A 17,059-nucleotide genomic window follows, 5' to 3' on the forward strand; every position below is an offset into this window, starting at 1 on the left:
CTCATGCGGCCGCGGCCGGCGGATCGCGCCGATGGCGCGACAACCGCTCCTCCGCGAGCGCGAGTGCCTCGGGCAGCCCGCGCAGCACCACGATGTCGCTCGCGCGCAGCTTGGTCTGCGGATCGGGTTCGACGCCGCGGATGCCGTGCCGGCGGATCGCCGTGACTTCCAGCCCGAGCGCGTACAGCCCGAGTTCTTCCAGCGAACGCCCGACTGCGTCCGCACGCGCATCGACCGGCACCGATTGTAGCCGCACCTGCTCGTGGTCGTCGTCGTCCGCATCGTCCGCGCCGCGGAAATAGCCGCGCAGCAGGCTGTAGCGCTCGTCGCGCATCTCCTCGACGCGCCGCACGACCTTGCGCATCGGCACGCCGACCAGCACCAGCGTGTGCGACGCGAGCATCAGGCTGCCCTCGACGATTTCCGGAATCACCTCGGTCGCGCCGGCCGCGAGCAGCTTCTCGAGATCGGCGTCGTCGACGGTGCGCACGATCGCCGGCAGCGTCGGCTCCAGCTCGTGCACGTGATGCAGCACGCGCAGCGCGGACGGCGTATTCGCGTAGGTGATCGCGACGGCCGCCGCCCGATGGATACCGGCCGCGAGCAGCGATTCACGGCGCGCGGCGTCGCCAAACACGACCGATTCGCCGGCCGTCGCGGCCGCGCTCACGCGATCGGGGTCGAGGTCGAGCGCGACGTACGAAATACCTTCCTGCTCGAGCATGCGCGCGAGGTTCTGCCCGGCACGACCGTAGCCGCAGATGATCACGTGGCCGCGCTGCTTCAGGCTTTGCGTCGCGATCCGCGTCATCTGCAGCGACTGCTGCATCCATTCGGTCGACGACAGCCGCATCACGATGCGGTCGGCGTTCTGAATCAGGAACGGCGCGGCGAGCATCGACAGCAGCATCGATGCGAGGATCGCCTGCAGCAGCGTCGAATCGACGAGATGCCGGTCGAGGATCAGGTTCAGCAGCACGAAGCCGAATTCGCCGGCCTGCGCGAGGCCGATCCCCGTGCGCATCGCGACGCCCGGCGTCGCGCCGAACAGCCGCGCGAGCCCGGCGATCATCGTCGCCTTGAACAGGATCTGCCCGACGAAGAAGCCGAGCACGATCAACGGATGCTCCCAGATCACGCGCGGATCGAGCAGCATCCCCGTCGTCACGAAGAACAGGCCGAGCAGCACGTCGCGGAACGGCTTGATGTCCTCCTCCACCTGATGGCGGAACGGCGTCTCGGAAATGAGCATCCCCGCGATGAACGCGCCGAGCGCGAGCGACAGGCCGAACTTGTCGGTGATGAACGCGGCGCCCAGCGTGACGAGCAGCAGGTTCAGCACGAACAGCTCCTGCGAGCGGCGCCGCGCGACGACGTTGAGCCAGCGCGTCATGAAGCGCTGGCCGATGACGAGCAGCAGCGCGAGCGCGATCACGATCTTGACCGCCGCGACGCCGAGCGTGAGCGCGAGGTCCTTCGACGATTCGGCGCCGAACGCGGCGATCACGATCAGCAGCGGCACGACCGCGAGATCCTGGAACAGCAGCACGCCGAAGATGTTGCGGCCGTGCTCGGTCTCGATCTCGAGCCGCTCGGCAAGCATCTTCGACACGATCGCCGTCGACGACATCGCGAGCGCGCCGCCGAGCGCGATGCTGCCCTGCCATGTGAGATGCTCCCAGCGCTCGAACAGCGCGCCGAGCGCGAGCGCGAGTACCAGCGTCGCGACGACCTGCAGCAGCCCGAGCCCGAACACGAGCCGCTGCATCGACCTCAGCTTCGCCAGCGAGAATTCGAGGCCGATCGAGAACATCAGGAACACCACGCCGAATTCCGCGAGGTGCTCGGCCCGTTCGAGATCCGCCGTGATGCCAAGCGCGTGCGGGCCGACCAGAATGCCGACGGTCAGGTAGCCGAGCATCGGCGGCAGGTTCAACGAGCGGAATACGACGACGCCCACCACCGAGGCCAGCAGCAGCAGCAGGGTCATTTCGAGCGGGGAAATCACGGGCGAAGCGTCCTCGTTCGTCGGGGCCACGGCAATGCGGGCGCGGGGTGGTGGCGGTGGACAGGCTGCTTCGGACGAGTCCGAAGGCGCGGCGCGGCGAACAAACGCCTTTGCTATACTCCGCGCATGATAGCGAAAATCAATGATGATCGGGCGCTCGCGCTCGCCCGCGACGTGCTCGACATCGAGGCGGACGCCGTGCGCGCGCTGCGCGACCAGCTCGACGGCGGCTTCGTCGAGGCCGTGGCGCTGCTGCTCGGCTGCCGCGGCCGCGTCGTGGTCTCCGGGATCGGCAAATCGGGGCATATCGCCCGCAAGATCGCAGCCACGCTGGCCAGCACCGGTACGCCGGCCTTCTTTGTCCACCCTGCCGAGGCCAGCCACGGCGACCTCGGGATGGTCACCTCCGACGACGTCTTCATCGGCATCTCCTATTCCGGCGAATCGGAAGAACTCGTCGCGATCCTGCCGCTCGTGAAGCGGATCGGCGCGAAGCTGATCGCGATCACGGGCCGCGCGGGGTCGAGCCTCGGCACGCTCGCCGACGTGCACCTGAACGCCGCGGTGTCGAAGGAAGCGTGCCCGCTGAACCTCGCGCCCACCGCGAGCACGACCGCCGCGCTCGCGCTCGGCGACGCACTCGCCGTCGCCGTGCTCGACGCGCGCGGCTTCGGTTCGGAAGATTTCGCGCGCTCGCATCCGGGCGGCGCGCTCGGCCGGCGCCTGCTCACCTACGTACGCGACGTGATGCGCTCGGGCGACGACGTCCCGTCCGTCGGGCTCGATGCGACGCTGTCGGACGCGCTGTTCCAGATCACCGCGAAGCGCCTCGGCATGACGGCCGTGGTCGACGCCGACGGCAAGGTCGCCGGCATCTTCACCGACGGCGACCTGCGCCGCGTGCTCGCCCGCGACGGCGACTTCCGCACGCTGCCGATCACCGAAGTGATGACGCGCAACCCGCGCACGATCGCGCCGGATCATCTGGCCGTCGAGGCCGTGGAACTGATGGAGCGCCACCGGATCAACCAGATGCTGGTCGTCGATGCCGACGGCGCGCTGATCGGCGCGCTGAACATGCACGACCTGTTTTCGAAGAAGGTGATCTGATGAGCGCAGCGCTGACTGCGGCCGAACGCGCGAGCCGCGTGAAGCTGATGATTTTCGACGTCGACGGCGTGCTGACCGACGGCGGCCTGCTGTTTACCGCGGCCGGCGACGCGATGAAGTCGTTCAATTCGCTCGACGGCCACGGCGTGAAGCTGCTCGGCGAAGCCGGCATCGCGACCGCGATCATCACGGGCCGCCGCTCGGAGATCGTCGCGGCGCGCGCGAAGGAAATGAAGATCGCGCACCTGTTCCAGGGCGTCGAGAACAAGCTCGCCGTGTTCGCCGACCTGATCGCGTCGCTCGGCCTGACGGCCGACGCATGCGGCTACATGGGCGACGACTGGCCCGACCTGCCGGTGCTGCTGCGCTGCGGCTTCGCGACGGCCCCCGCGAACGCGCACCCCGAGGTGATCGCCCGCGCGCACTGGGTCGCCGAGGCCCGCGGCGGCCACGGCGCCGTGCGCGAGGTCTGCGATGCGATCCTGCGCGCGCAGCGCCGCTACGACGCGCTGCTCGCCGCCGCCTGCGGAGCCTGACCGATGAGCACGCATTTCCGCTGGACCCAGATGCTGCCGCTCGCCGCGGTCGCTGCGCTCGCGGGCGTCACCTGGTGGCTGCTGCAGGCCACGCTGCCGCCGCCCGGCGAGGGCGTCGCGCAGCCGAAACGCCACACGCCCGACTATTTCGCGGACAACTTCTCGGTCACCGAGCTCGACCAGACCGGCACGACCCAGTACCGGCTGACGGCCGCGAAGCTGGTTCATTACGAAGACACGGAAGGCAGCGACCTGACCGATCCGGCCATGCGCGCGTTCCAGCCCGGCAAGCCGGTCGTGACGACCACCGCGAAGCGCGGCACCGTCAACGGCGACGTGTCGATCGTCGATTTGTACGACGATGCACGCATCCTGCGCGCGGCCGGCGGCGGCGATCCGCAGATGCAGGCCGATTCGCAGCATTTCCGGATCTTCGTCAATGACGATGTGATCCAGACCGAAAAGCCGGTTAAACTTCAGCGCGGCCTGTCGCTCGTCAACGCGACCGACGGCATGAAGTACAACAACGTCACCCGGGTCATCGAGCTTTACGGCAACGTGCGCGGCACGATTGCCGCGGCGGACACGTCCGGCGGCTCGAAAGGTCAACCCAAGTGACGCATCCCTCACGTGACTGCATGAACGAACCGTTCCCTCGACTGATTTCCGGCGGCGCTGCGCGCGCCGTCCGCGCCGCGCTCGCCGCGACGCTCGTGGCGCTCCCGCTCGTCGGGCTGGCGCCGCTCGCCCATGCCGAGAAGGCCGACCAGAACAAGCCGATCAACGTCGAGGCCGACAACCTGACCTACGACGACCTGAAGCAGGTCACGGTCGCGACCGGCAACGTCGTGATCACGAAGGGCACGATCATCATCAAGGGCGATCGCGTCGAAGTGCGCCAGGACCCGGAAGGCTATCAGTACGCGACGTCGTTCGGCAGCGGCAAGAAGCACGCGACGTTCCGCCAGAAGCGCGAAGGCCTCGACGAATACATCGACGGCGACGCCGAGCGCATCGACTACGACGGCAAGCAGGACCTGACCACGCTGACCACCGCCGCGACCGTGCGCCGCCTGCAGGGCACGTCGACGGTCGCCGACACCGTGCACGGCAGCGTGATCACGTACGACGGCCAGCGCGACTTCTACACCGCGAAGGGCGGCAAGGACGTCGCGGCGCCGGGCAACCCGAACGGCCGCGTGCGCGCGATGCTGTCGCCGAAGAACGGCGGCCCCGCGCCGCTGAACGGCGCGCCGGCCAAGCTGTCGCCGTCGACCACGATCCAGGGAGCACCGGGCCAATGAACGCGCTTCCGAACCGCCAGCCGGCCGGCACGACGAGTTCGCTCGTCGTCCGCAACCTGAAGAAGCGCTATGGCTCGCGCACGGTCGTGAAGGACGTGTCGCTCGACGTGAAGAGCGGCGAAGTCGTCGGCCTGCTCGGCCCGAACGGCGCCGGCAAGACCACGTCGTTCTACATGATCGTCGGCCTCGTGCCGACGGACGCGGGCGAGATCTCGCTGAACGGCAGCTCGATCGGCCTGCTGCCGATCCACAAGCGCGCATCGCTCGGCCTGTCGTACCTGCCGCAGGAAGCGTCCGTGTTCCGCAAGCTGACCGTCGAGGAAAACATCCGCGCGGTGCTCGAGCTGCAGTACGGCGAAGACGGCAAGCGCCTGTCGAAGGACGCGATTTCGTCGCGCACCGAAGCGCTGCTCGACGAGCTGCAGATCGGCCACCTGCGCGAAAACCCCGCGCTGTCGCTGTCGGGCGGCGAACGGCGCCGCGTCGAAATCGCACGCGCGCTCGCGACCAACCCGAACTTCATCCTGCTCGACGAACCGTTCGCCGGCGTCGACCCGATCGCGGTGCTCGAGATCCAGAAGATCGTCAAGTTCCTGAAGCAGCGCAACATCGGCGTGCTGATCACGGACCACAACGTCCGCGAAACGCTCGGCATCTGCGACCACGCGTACATCATCAGCGACGGGTCGGTGCTGGCCGCCGGCGCGCCGAGCGAAATCATCGAAAACGAAAGCGTGCGCCGCGTGTACCTCGGCGAACACTTCCGCATGTAACGTCCTCCTCGTGGCTGGCTGCACCCCGCCCGGCATCGCCGCGCGGGGCTGCGCCCCGCTTTGCATCCACGCCCGCGGCCCTGCCCGCGGCCGGGCGGCGCGCCGCGCGTAATCGCGGATGGCTCAATGCGCCTGGGTCGTGGCAAACTGCCGGTATGACTCCCTCCTTGCCATGAAAGCCAGCCTTCAACTCCGCCTGTCGCAACATCTTGCGCTGACGCCTCAGCTGCAGCAGTCGATCCGGCTCCTGCAGTTGTCGACGCTCGAATTGCAGCAGGAAGTCGCGATGGCCGTCGCGCAGAATCCGCTGCTCGAGAACGACGACGAATGGATCGCCAGCCCGCTGCGCGTCGCGGCGGACGGATCGCTGATCGCGCAGACGCCGCCCGCACAGAACACCGAGCCGGCCGCGACGAACGGCAGCAGCACGTCCAGCGACCGCGCCGAGCGCGACGAGCCGGCCGGCGCCGACGAATACGACGGTTACGGGTCCGGCGACGGCAACGACGGCCCGCAGTGGAACCTCGACGAATACGGCCGCTCGAGCGGCGCGTCCGACGACGACGACCTGCCGCCGCTGCAGGTGCAGGAAGCCGCGACGTCGCTGCGCGACCACCTCGCCGCGCAATTGCGCGTCACGCAAGCCGGCCCGCGCGATCGCGCGCTCGTGATGTTCCTGATCGAATCGCTCGACGACGACGGCTACCTGACCGCCACGCTCGACGAAGTGCTCGCCGACCTGCCGCCCGAACTGGAAATCGACTGCGACGAACTGAACGCGGCGCTCGCGCTGCTGCACAGCTTCGACCCGGCCGGCGTCGGCGCGCGCTCGGCGTCCGAATGCCTGAAGCTGCAGCTGCTGCGCCTCGATCCGTCCCCCACGCGCACGCTCGCGCTCGAGATCGTGTCGCAGCATCTCGAACTGCTCGCCGCACGCGACTTCACCCGGTTGCGCAAGCACCTGAAGGCGAGCGACGATGCGCTGCGCGACGCGCACGCGCTGATCCGCTCGCTGGAGCCGTTCCCCGGCGCCGCGTACGGCAAGGCCGAGGCCGACTACGTCGTGCCCGACATCATCGTGAAGAAGGCCGGCCAGGGCTGGCTCGCGGAGCTCAATCCGGAGGTCGTGCCGCGCCTGCGGATCAACAACCTGTACGCGAACATCCTGCGCAACAGCCGCGGCGATCCGTCGGCCGGATCGCTGAAACAGCAGCTCCAGGAAGCGCGCTGGCTGATCAAGAATATCCAGCAGCGATTCGACACGATCCTGCGTGTCGCGCAGGCTATTGTCGAGCGTCAAAAGAACTTCTTTGCGCACGGTGAAATTGCCATGCGCCCCTTGGTTTTGCGGGAAATAGCTGATACGCTGGGCCTACACGAGTCGACTGTCAGCCGTGTGACAACCGGGAAGTACATGCTGACCCCGTTCGGGACGCTTGAATTTAAGTACTTCTTCGGATCTCACGTCTCGACCGACACCGGTGGCGCCGCGTCGTCGACCGCCATCCGAGCCCTCATCAAGCAACTGATAGGAGCTGAAGACCCAAAATCGCCACTTTCGGACAGCCGCATTGCCGAGCTGCTGGCAGAACAGGGTTTCGTGGTCGCGCGCCGCACGGTTGCGAAATATCGCGAAGCCCTCAAGATCCCGGCAGTGAATCTGCGCAAGTCTCTTTAAGCCTGCTGCCTGCCCGGCGGCAGGCGTGTCCCGACCACCGCGCACACGGGGAACAGGCCGGGCGACCTGTCCGCGATACGCCGCCTTCGTGCGGCACGGGCAAGTCGACCGGAGCGCCGCCTCGATGCGGCCGGGTGGTCACTCGCTTGGAGAAGCACTATGAACCTGAAGATCAGTGGACATCATCTCGAAGTCACGCCTGCCATTCGCGAATACGTGATCACCAAGCTGGACCGGGTGCTACGGCATAGCGATCAGGTGATCGATGGCACTGTGATCCTCTCGGTCGACAACCACAAGGAAAAGGACAAGCAGCAGCGCGCGGAAATCAACCTGCACCTGAAGGGCAAGGACATCTTCGTCGAAAGCGCGAACGGCAATCTGTATGCCGCGATCGATCTGTTGATCGACAAGCTGGATCGCCAGGTCGTCAAGCACATGGAGCGCCTGCAAACGCATGCGCACGATCCGATCAAGCTGCAGCCGTCGATCGACCAGATCGAACTGCCGCCGCAATAACCGTCACCGCAACACGCACGCCGCCCGGTTCGCCGGGCGTTTTTTTTGCCACGCCGAGCACAGGTGCAACCGGTCCGTCCGTGCTGCGCCACGCACGCGGCTGTGCTCTATAATGTTCCGGTTATCGCCGGGGGGTGTTGGATGCGGTAGCGGCGTTGCAGGTTGCCATGCCACATGCCTTGATATCGCCGAACATGGAAAATCAGTCCGCCGCCGCAAGGAGACCCCAGGCCGCCCAATCGCCTGCCAACATGAATCGCCTAGCCAAAATCCTGCCCATAGAGAACGTCGTCATCGACCTCTCGGTCACCAGCAAGAAACGCGTCTTCGAACAAGCCGGGCTGATGTTCGAGAATCAGAACGGCATCGGTCGCAGCACCGTCACGGACAACCTGTTCGCGCGCGAGCGCCTCGGTTCGACCGGGCTCGGCGAAGGTGTCGCGATTCCGCACGGCCGCATCAAGGGCCTCAAGCATCCGCTCGCCGCGTTCGTCCGCCTCGCCGATGCGATCCCGTTCGAAGCGCCCGACGGCCAGCCTGTCGGCCTCCTGATCTTCCTGCTCGTCCCCGAGCAAGCCACCCAGCAGCACCTCGAGATCCTGTCGGAAATCGCGCAACTGCTGTCCGATCGCGACGCGCGCGAGCGTCTGCACAACGAAACGGATATCGCCGAGTTGCATCGCCTGCTCACTCAGTGGCAACCTTGAGTTGTTCCGGGCGGAATATTTCCCCGTACGAGGCGGCACGCGCCGCCGTCCAGGGCCGCCCGGCGCCGGCCCGGCATGGCGACGTCCGTCGCCGCGCGCCCGCGCCGGCCCATTGGAGTGACGAGAGTCATGGATACGTCCAGCATCAACGCCCAGAGCATCTTCGACGACAACGCAGCGACGCTGAAACTGAGCTGGCTGACGGGGCATGAAGGCTGGGAACGCGGCTTTTCGGCCGACACGGTCGGCAACGCAACGTCCAGCGCCGACCTCGTCGGCCACCTGAACCTGATCCACCCGAACCGGATCCAGGTGCTCGGCGAAGCCGAAATCGACTACTACCAGCGCCAGACCGACGAAGACCGCTCGCGCCACATGGCCGAGCTGATCGCACTCGAACCGCCGTTCCTCGTCGTCGCCGGCGGCGCCGCGGCGCCGCCCGAGCTGGTGCTGCGCTGCACGCGCTCGTCCACGCCGCTGTTCACGACGCCGATGTCGGCCGCCGCGGTGATCGACAGCCTGCGGCTCTACATGTCGCGCATCCTCGCGCCGCGCGCGACGCTGCACGGCGTGTTCCTCGACATCCTCGGGATGGGCGTGCTGCTGACCGGCGATTCGGGTCTCGGCAAGAGCGAGCTCGGCCTCGAGCTGATCAGCCGCGGCCATGGCCTCGTCGCCGACGACGCGGTCGATTTCGTCCGTCTTGGCCCCGATTTCGTCGAAGGGCGCTGCCCGCCGCTGCTGCAGAACCTGCTCGAAGTGCGCGGCCTCGGCCTGCTCGACATCAAGACGATCTTCGGCGAAACCGCGGTACGGCGGAAAATGAAGCTGAAGCTGATCGTCCAGCTGGTGCGGCGCCCCGACGGCGAATTCCAGCGCCTGCCGCTCGAAAGCCAGACCGTCGACGTGCTCGGCTTGCCGATCAGCAAGGTCACGATCCAGGTGGCGGCCGGCCGCAACCTCGCGGTGCTCGTCGAGGCGGCCGTCCGGAACACGATCCTGCAGTTGCGCGGAATCGACACGTTGCGCGATTTCATGGATCGGCAACGACTCGCGATGCAGGACCCCGACAGTCAGTTCCCCGGCAAACTGGTGTAACCCGCACGCGCCGGCCGCGCAACGCCGACGCGTCGAGCCGGTGCTATGATGAAACGTCAGGATTCTCTGTTCCCATGCGCATCGTCCTCATCACCGGCATCTCCGGCTCAGGCAAGTCCGTCGCGCTGAACGCGCTCGAAGACGCAGGCTATTACTGCGTCGACAACCTGCCGCCGCACGTGCTCCCCGAACTCGCCCGCTACCTCGCGCAGGACGGCCAGCGCCGGCTCGCGGTCGCGATCGACGCGCGCTCGAGCGCGTCGCTCGACGAAATGCCCGGCCTGATCCGCGAGCTGTCCCGCGAGCACGACGTGCGCGTGCTGTTCCTCAACGCGAGCACCCAGGCGCTGATCCAGCGCTTCTCCGAAACGCGCCGCCGCCATCCGCTGTCCGGCTCGCGGTCGCACGATGCGGACGTCGGCCTGCTGTCGTCGCTCGAGGAAGCGATCGAGCGCGAGCGCGAGCTCGTCGCGCCGCTCGCCGAATTCGGCCATCAGATCGACACCAGCACGCTGCGCGCGAACGCGCTGCGCACCTGGGTCAAGCGCTTCATCGAGCAGAAGAACAACGACCTGATGGTGATGTTCGAATCGTTCGGCTTCAAGCGCGGCGTGCCGCTCGACGCCGACCTGATGTTCGACGTGCGCGCGCTGCCGAACCCGTACTACGACCACGAGCTGCGCCCGCTCACCGGGCTCGACCAGCCGGTCATCGCCTTTCTCGACGCACTGCCGATCGTCCACCAGATGATCGACGACATCCATGCGTTCCTGATGAAATGGCTGCCGCACTTCCGCGACGACAACCGCAGCTATCTGACCGTCGCCATCGGCTGCACGGGCGGCCAGCATCGCTCGGTGTTCATCGCGGAAACGCTCGCCGCGCGCCTCGCGCGCGACGCGAACGTGATCGTGCGGCATCGTGACGCGCCAGTGGATGTCGACGCGTCGTCGCGGCTCGTCTCCGAGGTCGACCGACCCTAGCGACACCCGCCCCCACGCCCGCGCGCCATGTCCTCCCTATCGACCACCCTGATCGACCTGCCGCTGTTTCCGCTGCACACGGTGCTGTTTCCCGGAGGGCTGCTCCCGCTCAAGGTGTTCGAGGCGCGCTATCTCGACATGTCGCGCGCCTGCCTGCGCGACGACGCACCGTTCGGCGTGTGCCTGCTCAAGAGCGGGCCCGAAGTCGCGCAGGATGGCGCGGTGTCGGTGCCCGAGACCATCGGCTGCATGGCCCGCATCACCGAGTGCGATACCGGCGAATTCGGGATGCTGTATCTGCAGGCGGTCGGTACGCAGCGTTTCGAGCTGCTGTCGTATCGCGTCGAAGGCAACGGGCTGCTGGTCGGCATCGCGGAGCCGCTGCCCGACGACATCCCGCTCGAAGGCGAACAGGCGCTCGCGCAGTTCGGCTCGTGCGCCGAGGTGCTCGAGCGCATCATCGACGCGCTGAAGAAATCCGATCCGCAGAAAATGCCGTTCGGCGAACCGTTCCGCCTCGACGATCCGAGCTGGGTAGCGAATCGCCTCGCGGAACTGCTGCCGCTCGACCTGCGCGCGCGGCAGAAGCTGATGGAGTTTCCGGACGTCGGCGCGCGCATCGACGCCGTGCACCACGTGCTCGACCGGCACGGCTGGCTGTAGCGACCGCTCGCGCATCGCGCGTCGCGCCCACCCGAAGGGCTTTCCTGCGTGCGGCAACGCCGCGCCTTCCCGAACGCGGCCCGCGCCGCGCCCTTCCCCGTTCGTTACAGCAGCGGCCCGCTCAGCGCATCGAGCAGCTTGCGCACGGGCGCCGGCACGCCGTACGCGTCGAGCCGGCTCAGCGGCACCCACGCTGTGTCCGCGTCCCGCGCCTGCGACGGCAGGCCGCCGCCGTCCGCCAGATCGCTCAGCCGCGGCTCGATCTCGAGCCGGAAATGCGTGAACGTATGCGTGAGCGGCGCGAGCGGCACCGTGCCGCCGCCGCCGAAGCCGCGCGCGAGATCCGCGAGCGCGGCATCGCCGTCCGCTTGCGGCAGGCTCCACAGGCCGCCCCAGATGCCGGTCGGCGGCCGTCGCTCGAGCAGCACGGCGTCGCCGTCGCGCAGCACGAGCATCCACGTCTTGCGCGTCGGCACGGCCTTCTTCGGCCGCGCGGCCGGCAGTGCGCGCTGGCGGCCGGTCGATTGCGCGACGCAGTCGCCCGCGAACGGGCAGCGCGCGCAGTCGGGCTTGCCGCGCACGCACAGCGTCGCGCCCAGATCCATCAGCCCCTGCGTGTACGCGCTCACGTCGGCCGCGTTCGCGGCATCGGGCAGCAGCGATTCGGCGAGCGCCCACATGTCGTTCTCGACCCGCTTCTCGCCCGGAAAGCCCTCGACGCCGAATACCCGCGCGAGCACGCGCTTCACGTTGCCGTCGAGGATCGTCGCGCGCGCGCCGTATGCAAACGACGCGATCGCGGCAGCCGTCGAGCGGCCGATGCCGGGCAGTTCGGCCAGCGCGTCGGGCGTCGCCGGAAACGCGCCGCCGTGCTCGGCGACGACGACCTGCGCGCAGCGGTGCAGGTTGCGCGCGCGCGAGTAGTAGCCGAGCCCCGCCCACAGCGCCATCACGTCGTCGGTCGGCGCGGCCGCGAGCGCGGCGACGTCGGGGTAGCGGTCGAGAAAACGCGTGTAATACGGGATGACGGTCGACACCTGCGTCTGCTGCAGCATGATTTCCGACAGCCAGATCCGGTACGGATCGCGGGTGTTCTGCCAGGGCAGGTCATGGCGGCCATGCTCGCGCTGCCACGCGACGAGACGCGTGGCGAACGTGCGGTGCAGCGGCGTGACGGGGAACGGAGCGGGGGCGATGCGGGGCGGCTTCAAGTTGTCTGATCGTGGAAAAGGGTTTCAACGCTGGCACGTCGGGCAGAAATAGGTCGACCGCTGGCCCTGCACGATCTGGCGGATCGATGTGCCGCAGACGCGGCACGGCTGGCCGGCGCGATCGTAGACGAAGCAGTCGAGCTGGAAGTAGCCGCTTTCGCCGTTGCTGCCGACGAAATCGCGCAACGTGCTGCCGCCGCGCTCGATCGCGTCGGCGAGCGTCGCGCGCACCGCATCGGCCAGCCGCTCGTAGCGCGGCAGCGACACCTTGCCGGCGGCCGTCGTCGGCCGGATGCCGGCGCGAAACAGGCTCTCCGACGCATAGATGTTGCCGACGCCGACGACCATGTCGCCCGCGAGCAGCGCCTGCTTGACCGACACCGTGCGGCCGCGCGTGCGCGCATGCAGCAGCGCGCCGGTGAACGCCGGCGAGAACGGCTCGACGCCGAGGCTCGCGAGCAGCGGATGCGCATGCACGTCGCCGGCTTCGCGCGGGTGCCACAGCACGGCGCCGAAGCGGCGCGGATCGCGGAACCGCAGCACGAATTCGTCGAAGATCCAGTCGATGTGATCGTGCTTCGCGGCGACCGGCACGCCGGCCGCGGGCAGCACGCGCAGCGTGCCGGTCATCCCGAGATGGACGATGAACCAGCCGGCATCGACTTCGAACAGCAGGTACTTGCCGCGGCGCTCGACGGCGAGCACCTCGCGCGCGCGCAACTGCTCGGCGAGCCCCGCCGGCACGGGCCAGCGCAGCATCGCGGTACGGACGTCGACACGCTCGACGCGGCGGCCCGCGACAAAGGGCTCGATGCCCCGGCGCGTGACTTCGACTTCTGGCAACTCTGGCATGTTTTGCGGGTCTGAGGCTACGGTCTGCTTACATGGGGAACACGCATGCGCCGCCGCGAGAACGGCCGTTCTCGCGGCGACCCCGAATTAAACACGGGAATGCCCGAAATCGCCGGCCTGGCAGCACGCGAGGCGGGCGATTTCGGGCATTCGCATGGGGATTCCGCAGGTAAGCGGACCCTATCACGATCGTGCGTGTATTGTAGCGAGCGCGTTACAATCGGTTGAAACATCGAACGGATTTCCATGACTCTGCCCTCGAAGCTGCTTCAGAAGCGCCCCGCCGCCGTGCGCGGCGCGCGCGCCTTCCCGGTCCGCCGTGCACTCGGTGCCGCGCTGTTTGCCGCCTGGACCCTCACCGCCTTTCCGGCCCACGCGCAGGCTCCGGCATCGGACGACGCGGAGCCGCAGGGTGCGTTCGAGCATGTGATGCCGGACGAGCAGAAGAATCTCCCCGGCGTGCCGCTGACGAGCCAGATCGTCTATCAGGTGCTCGCGGCCGAGGTCGCGCTCCAGCGCAACCAGCCGGCACCGGCGTACCAGACCTACCTCGCGCTGGCCCGCGACACGCGCGATCCGCGCATGGCGCAGCGCGCGACCGAAATCGCGCTCGGCGCGCAGAGCCCGGCCGACGCACTGTCCGCCGCGAACCTGTGGCGTCAGTACGCGCCGGATTCGAACCGCGCGTCGCAGGTCGACGCCGCGCTGCTGGTGCTCGCCGGCAAGCCGGCCGACGCGCAGCCCATGCTCGCGCGCGAGCTGGCCCGCGCGACCGGCGACACGCGCGGCCCGGCGATCCTCGCGCTGCAGGCGCTGCTCGTGCGCGGCCCCGACCGCGTCGGCGGCCTCGCGGTGCTGAAGGACATGCTGAAGAACGACATGAATCGCCCCGAGGCGCAGCTCGCGATCGCGCGGCAGCAGCTCGCGGTCGACGACAAGGACGGCGCCGCGCAATCGCTGAAGCAGGCGCTGCAGATCCGCCCCGACTACCTGCCGGCGGCGCTGATGCTGTCGCAGATGGGGCCGGCGGAGCGCGCGGCGGGCATCGCGTCGTTCGAGAAGTATGTTCAGCAGAATCCGAAGTCGCGCGACGCGCGGCTCGCGCTGTCGCAGCTCTATCTCGCCGACGATCGCCTCGACGACGCGCAGAAGCAGTTCGAGACGATGCGCAAGCTCGACGCGAAGGATCCGACGCCGCTGATGGCGCTCGCGCTGATCAAGATCCAGCAGAAGAAACTCGACGAGGCGACCGGCTACCTGAAGCAGTACGTGCAGCTCGGCGACAAGCAGCCGAACCTCGACGTCGGCCAGGGCTACATCTACCTCGCGCAGATCGCGATCGACCAGAACAACGACGCGCAGGCGTCGCAATGGCTCGACAAGGTCGACCAGACGAGCCAGCACTACCTGCCCGCGCAGATCACGCGTGCGCAACTGCTGCAGAAACAGGGCAAGACCGACGAGGCGCGCAAGGTGCTCGACAACCTGCCGATCTCCGATCCGCGCGACGCGGCCGTGGTCGCGCGCACCGATGCGTCGATCCTGTTCACCGCGAAGCGCTATCCGGAAGCGGAAGCGCGGCTCGGGCAAGCGGTCCAGGACTTCCCGGACGATCCCGACCTGCGCTACGACTACGCGATGGCGGCCGAAAAGACCGGCCACTACGCGACGATGGAAAAGCAGTTGCGCGAGCTGATCCGTACGCAGCCCGACAACCCGCAGGCCTACAACGCGCTCGGCTATTCGCTCGCCGACCGCAACCAGCGGCTGCCCGAGGCCAGCAAGCTGATCGACAAGGCGATGACGCTCGCGCCGAACGACGCGTACATCATGGACAGCCTCGGCTGGGTGAAGTACCGGATGGGCGACACGGCCGGCGCGACGAAGGTGCTGCAGCGCGCATACGAACTGCAGCCGAACGCCGAGATCGGCGCGCATCTCGGCGAAGTGCTGTGGAAGAGCGGCGCGCAGGACGACGCGCGCAACGCGTTGCGTGCCGCGCAGAAGCTCGAGCCCGACAACGAAACGCTCGTGCAGACGCTCAAACGCCTGCAGATCAACGGCCTCTGATGCGGATGCTCCCGATGTTTTCCCGGTTCTCCCGCGCGCAGCGCATGCTGGCCGCGGCCGGCGCGGCGCTTGCGCTCGCCGGCTGCGCGAGCACGCCGCCGTCGGCCAACGCGCCGACGGGCGCCGCGCTGCAGACAGCGGCGACGCATGCGTACCATGGCCGCTTCGCGGTGCGGTACGACGATCGTCTCGGCAACCCGCAGAACGTGTACGGCAACTTCGACTGGCAGGAGCACGGCGACGACGTGTCGCTCGAGCTGCGCAGCCCGCTCGGCCAGACGCTCGCGGTCGTGAAATCGTCCCCGCGCGCGGCGTCGCTCGAATTGCCGAACCGCCCGACCCAATATGCGCCCGACGTCGGCGACCTGATGCAGAAAACGCTCGGCTTCGAGCTGCCGCTCGCGGGCCTGCGCTATTGGCTGCTGCCGACCGCCGCGCCCGCGACGCCCGCGGAAACCGTGCGCGACCCGGCCGACGGCACGCGCATCAAGCAGTTGCACCAGGACGGCTGGACGATCGACTACCTTGCCTACGCGGATGCCCCGGCCACGGGCGTCAAACGCGTCAACCTCGTGCGCGCGACGCCGCCGCTCGACATCAAGCTCGTGCTCGATCAGTGAGCACGCGCGCCTAGCCCCGATACCCGCATGACCGATTCGACCCGCTCGCTGCGCAACTGCCTGGCGCCCGCGAAACTCAACCTGTTCCTGCACATCACCGGCCGTCGTCCGAACGGCTATCACGATCTGCAGAGCGTATTCCAGCTGCTGAACTGGGGCGATACGCTGCACTTCACGCGGCGCGACGACGGCCGCGTCGCACGCGTCACCGACGTGCCCGGCGTGCCCGAGGAAAGCGATCTCGTCGTGCGCGCGGCGAACCTGCTGAAAGCGCATACGGGCACCGCGCACGGCGTCGACATCGAGATCGACAAGATCCTGCCGATGGGCGCCGGCCTCGGCGGCGGCAGTTCCGACGCGGCGACGACGCTGCTCGCGCTGAACCGCCTGTGGCAACTCGATGTGCCGCGCGCCGAACTCCAGTCGCTCGCGGTCAAACTCGGCGCCGACGTCCCGTTTTTTATTTTCGGAAAAAATGCGTTCGCAGAGGGTATCGGAGAAGAATTAGCTGAGGTACAATTGCCGACTCGCTGGTTCTTGGTTGTGACGCCACGCGTTCATGTCCCGACCGCTGAAATATTTTCAGATGAGTTGTTGACAAGAGATACAAAGCCCGTCACAATTGCTGACTTTCTTGCACAGCAAACCAGCGATGCGGAATGGCCAGACAGCTTCGGCCGGAACGATATGCAGGAAGTTGTAACAAGGAAGTACGCGGAAGTTGCGCAGGTGGTCAAATGGTTGTATGATGTGACCCCCGCGAGGATGACCGGCTCCGGAGCAAGCGTGTTTGCAGCGTTTCACAGCAAGCACGAGGCAGAAGCGGCGAAAGCCAAGCTGCCCGCCAGTTGGAACGGCGCAGTTGCCGAGAGTCTGAACGAGCATCCGCTCTTCGCTTTCGCGTCATGAAGTTTTACTTTGCCGAAC

At 67.7% G+C, this 17,059-nt stretch carries 17 protein-coding genes; 14 read left to right on the plus strand and 3 right to left on the minus strand.

Translation table 11 applies throughout. The features are described from left to right. Position 1 precedes the first annotated feature (1 nt). The gene (locus KR541_RS14495) at positions 2-2,008 is read right to left on the minus strand and encodes a monovalent cation:proton antiporter family protein (protein WP_050014889.1); all 2,007 of its coding nucleotides are present in this window, start codon (positions 2,006-2,008) and stop codon (positions 2-4) included. Between the two features lie 126 nt (positions 2,009-2,134). Between KR541_RS14495 and kdsD the strand changes: the two genes are divergently transcribed. The 11 genes from kdsD to KR541_RS14550 all read left to right on the plus strand — a co-directional run bounded on the left by kdsD (position 2,135) and on the right by KR541_RS14550 (position 11,379). Then, entirely contained in the window at positions 2,135-3,118 is a 984-nt protein-coding gene (kdsD, locus tag KR541_RS14500; protein ID WP_089488829.1) for an arabinose 5-phosphate isomerase KdsD, read from the plus strand. Then, complete coding sequence (locus KR541_RS14505; RefSeq protein ID WP_050014885.1) at positions 3,118-3,654, plus strand: KdsC family phosphatase; 537 nt, start codon at positions 3,118-3,120, stop codon at positions 3,652-3,654. The genes kdsD and KR541_RS14505 overlap by 1 nt, the downstream gene beginning before the upstream one ends. 3 nt (positions 3,655-3,657) lie before the next feature. Further along, positions 3,658-4,272, plus strand: coding sequence for an LPS export ABC transporter periplasmic protein LptC (gene lptC, locus KR541_RS14510; protein ID WP_012329238.1), 615 nt, complete (start codon positions 3,658-3,660; stop codon positions 4,270-4,272). A gap of 20 nt (positions 4,273-4,292) precedes the next feature. Continuing rightward, positions 4,293-4,958, plus strand: coding sequence for a lipopolysaccharide transport periplasmic protein LptA (lptA, locus tag KR541_RS14515; RefSeq protein ID WP_050014883.1), 666 nt, complete (start codon positions 4,293-4,295; stop codon positions 4,956-4,958). After that, complete coding sequence (gene lptB / locus KR541_RS14520; protein WP_050014881.1) at positions 4,955-5,731, plus strand: LPS export ABC transporter ATP-binding protein; 777 nt, start codon at positions 4,955-4,957, stop codon at positions 5,729-5,731. Before lptA ends, lptB begins: the two co-directional genes overlap by 4 nt. A 172-nt stretch (positions 5,732-5,903) precedes the next feature. Beyond that, on the plus strand, positions 5,904-7,409 hold the full coding sequence (locus KR541_RS14525) for an RNA polymerase factor sigma-54 (RefSeq protein WP_089488830.1): 1,506 nt from the start codon (positions 5,904-5,906) through the stop codon (positions 7,407-7,409). A 159-nt stretch (positions 7,410-7,568) separates the two neighbouring features. Next, positions 7,569-7,928, plus strand: coding sequence for a ribosome hibernation-promoting factor, HPF/YfiA family (gene hpf, locus KR541_RS14530; protein WP_006477786.1), 360 nt, complete (start codon positions 7,569-7,571; stop codon positions 7,926-7,928). A 194-nt stretch (positions 7,929-8,122) separates the two neighbouring features. Further along, positions 8,123-8,635, plus strand: a complete 513-nt coding sequence (locus tag KR541_RS14535) for a PTS sugar transporter subunit IIA (RefSeq protein ID WP_027806888.1) — start codon at positions 8,123-8,125, stop codon at positions 8,633-8,635. Between the two features lie 129 nt (positions 8,636-8,764). After that, a complete protein-coding gene (gene hprK / locus KR541_RS14540; protein WP_006483133.1) occupies positions 8,765-9,733 on the plus strand; it encodes an HPr(Ser) kinase/phosphatase in 969 nt (322 codons plus the stop codon). 74 nt (positions 9,734-9,807) lie between these two features. Then, entirely contained in the window at positions 9,808-10,716 is a 909-nt protein-coding gene (gene rapZ / locus KR541_RS14545) for an RNase adapter RapZ (protein WP_050014875.1), read from the plus strand. A gap of 27 nt (positions 10,717-10,743) precedes the next feature. Beyond that, positions 10,744-11,379 carry an LON peptidase substrate-binding domain-containing protein gene (locus KR541_RS14550; RefSeq protein ID WP_050014873.1) on the plus strand — a complete coding sequence of 212 codons (636 nt, stop codon included), beginning with the start codon at positions 10,744-10,746 and terminating at the stop codon, positions 11,377-11,379. A 104-nt stretch (positions 11,380-11,483) separates the two neighbouring features. Here the strand turns inward: KR541_RS14550 and mutY are convergent, their stop codons facing one another. Next, positions 11,484-12,590, minus strand: a complete 1,107-nt coding sequence (mutY, locus tag KR541_RS14555) for an A/G-specific adenine glycosylase (protein ID WP_216089600.1) — start codon at positions 12,588-12,590, stop codon at positions 11,484-11,486. Between the two features lie 24 nt (positions 12,591-12,614). Continuing rightward, complete coding sequence (gene mutM / locus KR541_RS14560) at positions 12,615-13,442, minus strand: bifunctional DNA-formamidopyrimidine glycosylase/DNA-(apurinic or apyrimidinic site) lyase (RefSeq protein WP_050014869.1); 828 nt, start codon at positions 13,440-13,442, stop codon at positions 12,615-12,617. Positions 13,443-13,688: 246 nt separating this feature from the next. Between mutM and KR541_RS14565 the strand changes: the two genes are divergently transcribed. The 3 genes from KR541_RS14565 to ispE are packed head-to-tail and all read left to right on the plus strand — an operon-like array spanning position 13,689 to position 17,041. Next, positions 13,689-15,512, plus strand: a complete 1,824-nt coding sequence (locus KR541_RS14565; protein ID WP_050014867.1) for a tetratricopeptide repeat protein — start codon at positions 13,689-13,691, stop codon at positions 15,510-15,512. After that, positions 15,512-16,132: a lipoprotein insertase outer membrane protein LolB gene (lolB, locus tag KR541_RS14570; protein WP_050014865.1), complete on the plus strand. Its 621-nt coding sequence runs from the start codon at positions 15,512-15,514 to the stop codon at positions 16,130-16,132. Before KR541_RS14565 ends, lolB begins: the two co-directional genes overlap by 1 nt. Positions 16,133-16,159: 27 nt before the next feature. Then, a complete protein-coding gene (ispE, locus tag KR541_RS14575) occupies positions 16,160-17,041 on the plus strand; it encodes a 4-(cytidine 5'-diphospho)-2-C-methyl-D-erythritol kinase (protein ID WP_050014863.1) in 882 nt (293 codons plus the stop codon). Positions 17,042-17,059 lie beyond the last annotated feature (18 nt).

Source organism: Burkholderia sola (assembly GCF_905400185.1).
GTDB classification, from domain to species: Bacteria; Pseudomonadota; Gammaproteobacteria; order Burkholderiales; family Burkholderiaceae; genus Burkholderia; species Burkholderia sola.

What these genes read in the sequence shown, in the direction of transcription:
- kdsD (WP_089488829.1), top strand. Translation starts at nt 2,135, where the DNA reads ATGATAGCGAAAATCAATGATGATCGGGCGCTCGCGCTCGCCCGCGAC.
- KR541_RS14505 (WP_050014885.1), top strand. Translation starts at nt 3,118, where the DNA reads ATGAGCGCAGCGCTGACTGCGGCCGAACGCGCGAGCCGCGTGAAGCTG.
- lptC (WP_012329238.1), top strand. Translation starts at nt 3,658, where the DNA reads ATGAGCACGCATTTCCGCTGGACCCAGATGCTGCCGCTCGCCGCGGTC.
- lptA (WP_050014883.1), top strand. Translation starts at nt 4,293, where the DNA reads ATGAACGAACCGTTCCCTCGACTGATTTCCGGCGGCGCTGCGCGCGCC.
- lptB (WP_050014881.1), top strand. Translation starts at nt 4,955, where the DNA reads ATGAACGCGCTTCCGAACCGCCAGCCGGCCGGCACGACGAGTTCGCTC.
- KR541_RS14525 (WP_089488830.1), top strand. Translation starts at nt 5,904, where the DNA reads ATGAAAGCCAGCCTTCAACTCCGCCTGTCGCAACATCTTGCGCTGACG.
- hpf (WP_006477786.1), top strand. Translation starts at nt 7,569, where the DNA reads ATGAACCTGAAGATCAGTGGACATCATCTCGAAGTCACGCCTGCCATT.
- KR541_RS14535 (WP_027806888.1), top strand. Translation starts at nt 8,123, where the DNA reads ATGGAAAATCAGTCCGCCGCCGCAAGGAGACCCCAGGCCGCCCAATCG.
- hprK (WP_006483133.1), top strand. Translation starts at nt 8,765, where the DNA reads ATGGATACGTCCAGCATCAACGCCCAGAGCATCTTCGACGACAACGCA.
- rapZ (WP_050014875.1), top strand. Translation starts at nt 9,808, where the DNA reads ATGCGCATCGTCCTCATCACCGGCATCTCCGGCTCAGGCAAGTCCGTC.
- KR541_RS14550 (WP_050014873.1), top strand. Translation starts at nt 10,744, where the DNA reads ATGTCCTCCCTATCGACCACCCTGATCGACCTGCCGCTGTTTCCGCTG.
- mutM (WP_050014869.1), bottom strand. Translation starts at nt 13,442, where the DNA reads ATGCCAGAGTTGCCAGAAGTCGAAGTCACGCGCCGGGGCATCGAGCCC.
- KR541_RS14565 (WP_050014867.1), top strand. Translation starts at nt 13,689, where the DNA reads ATGACTCTGCCCTCGAAGCTGCTTCAGAAGCGCCCCGCCGCCGTGCGC.
- lolB (WP_050014865.1), top strand. Translation starts at nt 15,512, where the DNA reads ATGCGGATGCTCCCGATGTTTTCCCGGTTCTCCCGCGCGCAGCGCATG.
- ispE (WP_050014863.1), top strand. Translation starts at nt 16,160, where the DNA reads ATGACCGATTCGACCCGCTCGCTGCGCAACTGCCTGGCGCCCGCGAAA.